The 6,920-nt window shown below is 72.5% G+C and carries 5 protein-coding genes and 1 rRNA gene; 5 read left to right on the top strand and 1 reads right to left on the bottom strand.

Going from position 1 to position 6,920, the window contains the following annotated elements:
* Positions 1-93: ribosomal RNA gene (gene rrf / locus ACFY3C_RS11755) — 5S ribosomal RNA — on the top strand; the annotation flags it as partial.
* A 1,296-nt stretch (positions 94-1,389) separates the two neighbouring features.
* Entirely contained in the window at positions 1,390-2,205 is an 816-nt protein-coding gene (locus tag ACFY3C_RS11750; protein ID WP_390770620.1) for a hypothetical protein, read from the top strand.
* Positions 2,206-2,297: 92 nt separating this feature from the next.
* Here ACFY3C_RS11750 and ACFY3C_RS11745 read toward each other — a convergent pair whose 3' ends face one another.
* A complete protein-coding gene (locus tag ACFY3C_RS11745) occupies positions 2,298-3,581 on the bottom strand; it encodes a DUF1015 domain-containing protein (RefSeq protein WP_389188047.1) in 1,284 nt (427 codons plus the stop codon).
* Between the two features lie 73 nt (positions 3,582-3,654).
* Between ACFY3C_RS11745 and ACFY3C_RS11740 the strand changes: the two genes are divergently transcribed.
* From ACFY3C_RS11740 to ACFY3C_RS11730, 3 genes are all read left to right on the top strand, one after another.
* Positions 3,655-4,683, top strand: coding sequence for an HAD hydrolase-like protein (locus tag ACFY3C_RS11740; protein WP_386574492.1), 1,029 nt, complete (start codon positions 3,655-3,657; stop codon positions 4,681-4,683).
* Positions 4,684-4,795: 112 nt separating this feature from the next.
* The gene (locus tag ACFY3C_RS11735; protein ID WP_390770612.1) at positions 4,796-5,839 is read left to right on the top strand and encodes a FecCD family ABC transporter permease; all 1,044 of its coding nucleotides are present in this window, start codon (positions 4,796-4,798) and stop codon (positions 5,837-5,839) included.
* Positions 5,836-6,873 carry a FecCD family ABC transporter permease gene (locus ACFY3C_RS11730; protein WP_390770611.1) on the top strand — a complete coding sequence of 346 codons (1,038 nt, stop codon included), beginning with the start codon at positions 5,836-5,838 and terminating at the stop codon, positions 6,871-6,873. Before ACFY3C_RS11735 ends, ACFY3C_RS11730 begins: the two co-directional genes overlap by 4 nt.
* Positions 6,874-6,920: the final 47 nt, after the last annotated feature.

Below are 6,920 nucleotides of genomic sequence, written 5' to 3'. Positions count from 1 at the left end.
ACGCCCGGTTACATTCCGAACCCGGAAGCTAAGCCTCACAGCGCCGATGGTACTGCAGGGGGGACCCTGTGGGAGAGTAGGACGCCGCCGAACAATCTTTGGAGGACCCCTGGTCCCAGCGTTCAGCTGGGACCAGGGGTCCTTTCGTTTTTACAATGCTTGCGGTACCGAAGACAGGAGTCACCCATGTCCACCAACTCTCCCGAAGATCGGCCGGAACGCGACCAGCGGCGACGGGACAGTGGTGACCGCGGCGATCGCGGCGGCTACCGCGGCGACCGTGGTGACCGTGGTGGCTTCCGTCGGGACAACGACCGTACCGACCGCGGTGGTTACGGCCGGCGTGACGACAACCGTGGCGGTTTCCGTCGCGATGACCGTCGTGATGACCGCCGTGATGACCGTCGTGATGACCGCGACCGTGGTGAGCGCGGTGGCTTCCGTCGCGATGACCGCCGTGACGACAGCCGTGGCGGTGGCTACGGCGATCGCGGTGACCGTGGTGGTTACGGCCGTCGCGACGACCGGCGTGAGGGTGACCACCGGGGTTCGCGTCCGGCGTACCAGCGCGACGACCGGGACCGTGGCCCGCGCCGGGACGACCGCGGTGACCGCGGCTTCCGCCGTGACGACCGCCGGGACGACCGCGACCGTGGCGAGCGCCGTGACGACCGCCCCGCCTACCGCCGCGACGACCGGCGCGACGACAGCCGTGGCGGCGGCTACGGCGACCGCGGCGACCGTGGCGGTTACCGTCGCGATGACCGCCGTGACGACCGCCGTGATGACCGTCGTGATGACCGCGACCGTGGCGAGCGCGGTGGCTTCCGTCGCGATGACCGCCGTGACGACAGCCGTGGCGGTGGCTACGGCGATCGCGGTGACCGTGGTGGTTACGGCCGTCGCGACGACCGGCGTGAGGGTGACCACCGGGGTTCGCGTCCGGCGTACCAGCGCGACGACCGGGACCGTGGCCCGCGCCGGGACGACCGCGGCGACCGCGGCGACCGCGGCTTCCGCCGGGACGACCGTCGCGATGACCGCGACCGTGGCGAGCGCCGTGACGACCGCCCCGCCTACCGCCGCGACGACCGGCGCGACGACAGCCGTGGCGGCGGCTACGGCGACCGCGGCGACCGTGGCGGTTACCGTCGCGACGACCGCCGTGACGACCGGCGCGACGACCGCGACCGTGGCGAGCGCGGTGGCTTCCGTGGCCGGGACGACCGAGGCGGCCGTGGGCCCCGCAGGGACGACCGCGGTGGTCGGCCGGGCGGCTTCCGCGGGCGTGACGGGCGTGACGACCGGCGTGACGACCGCCGTGACGACCGGCGTGGTGGCGGCCGCTTCCGCGACGAGCGTGACCGGGACCGTGAGCCGATCAAGCGGCTGCCGATCCCGGAGGACGTCACCGGTGACGAGATCGACAAGGACGTCCGGCAGGAGCTGCAGAGCCTGCCCAAGACGCTCGCGGACGACGTCGCCAGAAACCTGGTGATGGTCGCGCGGCTCATCGATGAGGACCCCGAGGGTGCCTACGGCTACTCCAAGGTGGCCCTGCGCCTGGCGTCCCGTGTGGCCGCCGTGCGCGAGGCCGCCGGGTTCGCGGCGTACGCCAGCCAGAAGTACAACGAGGCCCTCGCCGAGTTCCGCGCCGCGCGGCGCATGACCGGCAGCGTCGACCTGTGGCCCGTGATGGCCGACTGTGAGCGTGGGCTCGGACGGCCGGAGAAGACGCTGGACATGGCCGGCGCCCCCGAGGTGCACAAGCTGGACAAGGCCGGGCAGGTCGAGATGCGGCTCGTCGCGGCGGGTGCCCGGCGTGACATGGGTCAGCTGGACGCGGCCATCGTGACCCTGCAGAGCCCGGAGCTGGCCTCCAACGCCGTCCAGCCGTGGACCGCGCGACTGCGCTACGCCTACGCCGACGCCCTGCTGGCCGCGGGCCGGGAGAGCGAGGCGCGCGACTGGTTCGCGAAGGCCGTCGAGGCGGACCGGGACGGCAGCACGGATGCCTCCGACCGGCTCGCCGAGCTGGACGGCGTGGAGTTCGTCGACGCTCTCGACGAGAACGAGAACGAGAACGAGAACGAGAACGAGAACAACGAGGACGAGGGTGGCAACGAGGACCAGCGCGATGACAGCGCTGCCTCTGCGGACGCCACCGCCGCTCAGGACGACGACAAGGACGACGACAAGGACTGACCCGAGCGGGTGACGACGTGACAAAGGGCGGGACCGACCGGTCCCGCCCTTTCGCATGTCCGCTGACAGATCTGTGGGATCTGTCAGCTCCTTCAGATCTCCAGTGCCCGCAGCACCAGCCCCGACGCCGGCTTGGGGCCGAACGACGTCGACTTGCGGGGCATCGTCACACCCTGGCGGGCCAGGTCGCGTACGACGTCCTCGTGGACCGGGTGCAGCAGGACGGCCGTACCGCCGTCGCGCTCCGCCTTCGCGACCGTGGCGGCCGTGTCGTGGATGTAGGCGATGTGGGCCGGGGAGTCCTCGGGGATGTGCCAGACGTGGTCGAGGAGCGTGGCGTGCAGGACCGTGGCGTCCAGGGAGCGCCAGGCGGCCGGACGGTCCTCGGGGATCGTGCGGGCCAGCAGGTCCGGGTCCGGGAGGTCGATGAGGTGGAAGGCGCCGTCGCCGGCCAGCAGGAAGGCGTTGCCGACGCGGGCCGCGTCCGCCAGCAGTCCCAGCGCCTCGGCCAGCGACACGTCGAGGTGCCGTACCCGGAACAGGCCCTCCAGGGCTGCCAGCGCGTCCGCGACCGGCAGGCCGTGCAGCAGGCGGTGGATGGCGCGGACGCGCAGCGGGTAGCGGGCGGTGTCGACCAGCAGGACCAGGCCGTGGTCCCAGGGGCTGGGGGAGGGGTGCTCGGCGCGCAGCAGCCGGTAGGTGGCCCAGCGGTGGTGGCCGTCGGCGATGAGGGCCTGGTGGTGGGCCAGGTCGGACTGGATGCGGGCCACGTCGGCGGGGTCGGTGACCGACCACAGGCTGTGGTGGAAGCCGTCCTCGGTGGTCGTGGCCAACAGCGGGGGCTGTTCCGCCGTGCGCTCGACGACCTCGGCCGCCGTGCCGTTGCCGTGGTAGGTCAGCAGCAGGGGTTCCAGGTTGGCGCGGGTGGCGCGCATCAGGTCCGCGCGGTCGGCGACCACCGGGGGCATGACGTCCTCGTGCGGCAGCACCACGCCCTCAGCGGGCTCTGACACGCGTAGAGCGCCGATGACACCGCGCTGGAGCATGCCGTTGCCGTCCCGCTGCTCGTACACGTACAGAGCGGGGTCCGGGTCGGCGGTCAGGACGCCCTCGGCGAGCCAGCGGCGCAGGGTGTCGGCCGCCTGTTCGTTGCGGGCACTGGGGGTGCCGGCCTGGGGGAGGATCAGACGGACGATGTTGTACGGGTCTGCGGCCTCGAGGTAGTGCAGGCCGTCGGGGCGGATGACGACGTCGTACGGCGGGGAGGTGACGGCGGCGAGGCTGCCGACCCGGTCGGGGTCGTAACGAAGGCCTCGGAACGGGGTGAGTTCCAGGCCTCGGCGCGCCGTTGCTTCCGAGTGACCTGCAGTGTTCATCCCGGCATCGTACGTGTGTCAGTGGCGTGCGGGATGATCGGGGGAGAGACCGTCGAGCAAGGAGCGATGTGGAATGAGCCAGGGCGTCAGGACGAGGCCCGAGGGCAGTGGGCAGCCCCTGAGCGAGGCGTACGACACGGCGCTGCTCGATCTGGACGGGGTGGTGTACTACGCGGGCGGGGGCGCGATCGTGCACGCCGCCGACTCGCTGGCCGAGGCCCGCGCGGGCGGGATGCATCTGGCCTACGTCACCAACAACGCGCTGCGCACCCCGGACGCCGTGGCGGAGCACCTGACGGAGCTGGGGATACCGACGGGGGCCGACGACGTCATCACCTCCGCGCAGGCGGTCGCGCGGCTGATCAGTGAGCAGGTGCCGGCCGGGTCGCGGGTGCTGGTCATCGGCGGTGAGGGGCTGCGCGTGGCGCTGCGCGAGCGCGGTCTGACGCCGGTGGAGTCGGCGGACGACGATCCGGCGGCGGTGGTGCAGGGGTACGGCGGGCCCGAGCTGACGTGGGGACGGTTCGCGGAGGCGTCGTACGCCGTGGCGCGCGGGGTGCCGTGGTTCGTGTCCAACACCGACCTGACGATTCCCAGCGGGCGGGGCATCGCGCCGGGCAACGGGGCGGCCGTGGAGGTCGTCCGGATCGCGACGGGTGCGGAGCCTCAGGTGGCGGGCAAGCCGCTGCCCCCCATGCACCGGGAGACGGTCCTGCGTACGGGCGCGAAGCGGCCGTTGGTGGTCGGGGACCGGCTGGACACGGACATCGAGGGCGCGTTCAACGGCGGGGTGGACTCGCTGCTGGTGCTGACCGGCGTCACGGACGGCCCGCAGCTGCTCGCCGCGCCGCCGCAGCACCGGCCGACGTATGTGGACGCGGATCTGCGCGGGTTGCTCACCGGCCAGCCGGAGGTCACCGAGGACGGGGCCGGTTTCCGCTGCGGGGGCTGGACGGCGACCGCCGGGGCGAGGCTGGAGCTGGAGGGCGAGGGCGACGCCCTGGACGGGCTGCGGGCGCTGTGCGCGGCGGCCTGGACGGCGGCCGGGGACGGTTCCTGCGAGCTGGACGGAGGGAAGGTGCTGGCGAGGCTCGGGCTCTGACCGCGCGTCAACTTGGGATCGATAGCCGCAGGATCGAGAACCTCGGGGTCAGGGACTCGGGATCGAGACCTCGGGATCGAGATCGAATGCGAGGGTAGGCTAACCTAACCTCGTGTTGGTCGACAGTCCTCCGGAACAGCGCGCGGAGACCGCCCCCGCGCCCCCAACCCGCCGGGCGGTACGGGCCTTTGGGCTCCTGCTCTCCGCCGCGATCCTGATGCTCGTCGCCCTGGCGAGCATCGCGATCGGGGCGAAGGCGCTGACGTTGGACCAGGTCTGGCACGGCCTGTTCCACGACACGGGGACGTACGGCGACGTCGTCGTCGACGAGCGGCTCTCGCGTACGGTCCTCGGCCTGCTGGCCGGTGCCGCGCTCGGCCTGTCCGGGGCGGTGCTGCAGGCGCTCACCCGCAACCCGCTGGCCGACCCGGGACTGCTCGGCATCAACGCCGGTGCCTCCGCCGCCGTCGTCACGGCCATCACCTGCTTCGGCGTCACCAGCCTCACCGGCTATGTGTGGTTCGCCTTCGGCGGGGCGGCTGCGGTCGGCGCGTTGGTCTGGTTCCTCGGCGGTAGCCGGGGCGCCACACCGGTGCGGCTCGCACTCGCCGGTACGGCGATCAGCGCCGCGTTGTACGGCTACCTCCAGGCCGTGATGATCATGGACGACGCGGCGCTGGGCAGGATGCGCTTCTGGACGGTGGGCTCGCTCTCCTCGGCCACCGACTCGACCATCGTGCAGGTGCTGCCGTTCCTCGCGGTCGGCACGCTCCTCGCGCTCGCCCTCGCCCGGCCGCTGAACGCCGTGGCGATGGGCGACGACACCGCGCGTGCCCTCGGCGCCAACCTGGCCCGCACCCGGACGCTGGCCATGCTCGCCGCCACCGTGCTCTGCGGCGCGGCGACCGCGGCCTGCGGTCCGATCGTCTTCGTCGGCCTGATGGTCCCGCACGTCGTGCGCTCCTTCACCGGCCCCGACCTGCGCTGGATCCTGCCGTACGCGACGGTCCTGTCACCCGTGCTGCTGCTCGGCGCCGACGTCATCGGCCGGGTCGTGGCCCGCCCCTCGGAGCTCCAGGTCGGCATCGTCACCGCGATCATCGGCGGCCCGGTCTTCATCTATCTCGTACGACGGCGGAGGACGGCCCAGCTGTGAAGACCAACCGTGTCATCAGGACGCCGGGCGGGCTCTCGCTGCGGCTGGACGTCCGGGCCGTCACCGTCGTCGTCCTGCTGCTGCTCGCCGCGCTCGCCGCGAGCGTCGTGCTGATCGGTACCGGCGACTTCCCGATCTCGGCGAGCGACGTGGTCAGGACGCTGCTCGGCAACGGCAACCCCGGCCAGGAGTTCATCGTCAACGAGCTGCGGCTGCCGCGGGTCCTGGTCGGGCTGCTGGTCGGCGCCTCCCTCGGGCTCGGCGGGGCGCTGTTCCAGGCCGTCACCCGCAATCCGCTGGGCAGCCCGGACGTGCTCGGCCTCGGGCAGGGGGCGACCGCCGGGGCGCTCGTGATGATCGTGCTGTTCTCCGGGAGCACGGCCCAGGTCACCGTGGGCGCGCTCGTCGGCGGTCTGGTGACCGGGCTCGCCATCTATCTGCTCGCCTGGAAGCAGGGCGTGCACGGCTATCGACTGGTCCTGGTCGGAATCGGCGTGTCCGCGATCGTCACGGCGATCAACGGTTATCTGCTCACCGTGTCCGACATCGTCGACGCGGCCCGCGCCGTCGTCTGGATGACGGGGTCCCTGGGCGGCCGTGACTGGGACCAGGTCTGGCCGCTGCTCGGGCTGTGTGCCGTACTCGTGCCGCTCGTCCTCGCCCATGCGCGCGGTCTCAGGATGACGGAGATGGGCGACGACGTCTCGAACGCCCTCGGCGTGCGCGTCGAGCGGGTACGGGCGCTGCTGATGGTGGCCGCCGTCCTGCTCACCGCGACCGCCACCGCTGCGGCCGGCCCGGTCAGCTTCGTGGCCCTCACCGCGCCCCAGCTCGCCCGTCGCCTGACCCGGTCTCCCGGCCCGAACCTGCTGCCGTCCCTGTGCATGGGCGCCGCCCTCCTGGTCACCGCCGACTTGGCCTCGCAGCGCGCCCTCGGCGCCGACCAGCTGCCCGTGGGCGTGGTCACCGGGGTCCTCGGCGGCGTCTACCTGCTGTGGCTGCTGGTCACCGAGCGCAGGGCGGGGCGGATATGAGCGGCTCGGGGCAGCCGGACACGAGCGGCTCAGCGATCAAGAACACC

The organism is Streptomyces sp. NPDC001410 (assembly GCF_042895235.1).
GTDB lineage: Bacteria > Actinomycetota > Actinomycetes > Streptomycetales > Streptomycetaceae > Streptomyces.
The sequence above is the reverse complement of the archived record's forward strand: the minus strand, read 5'-3'. Positions and strand labels throughout refer to the sequence as shown.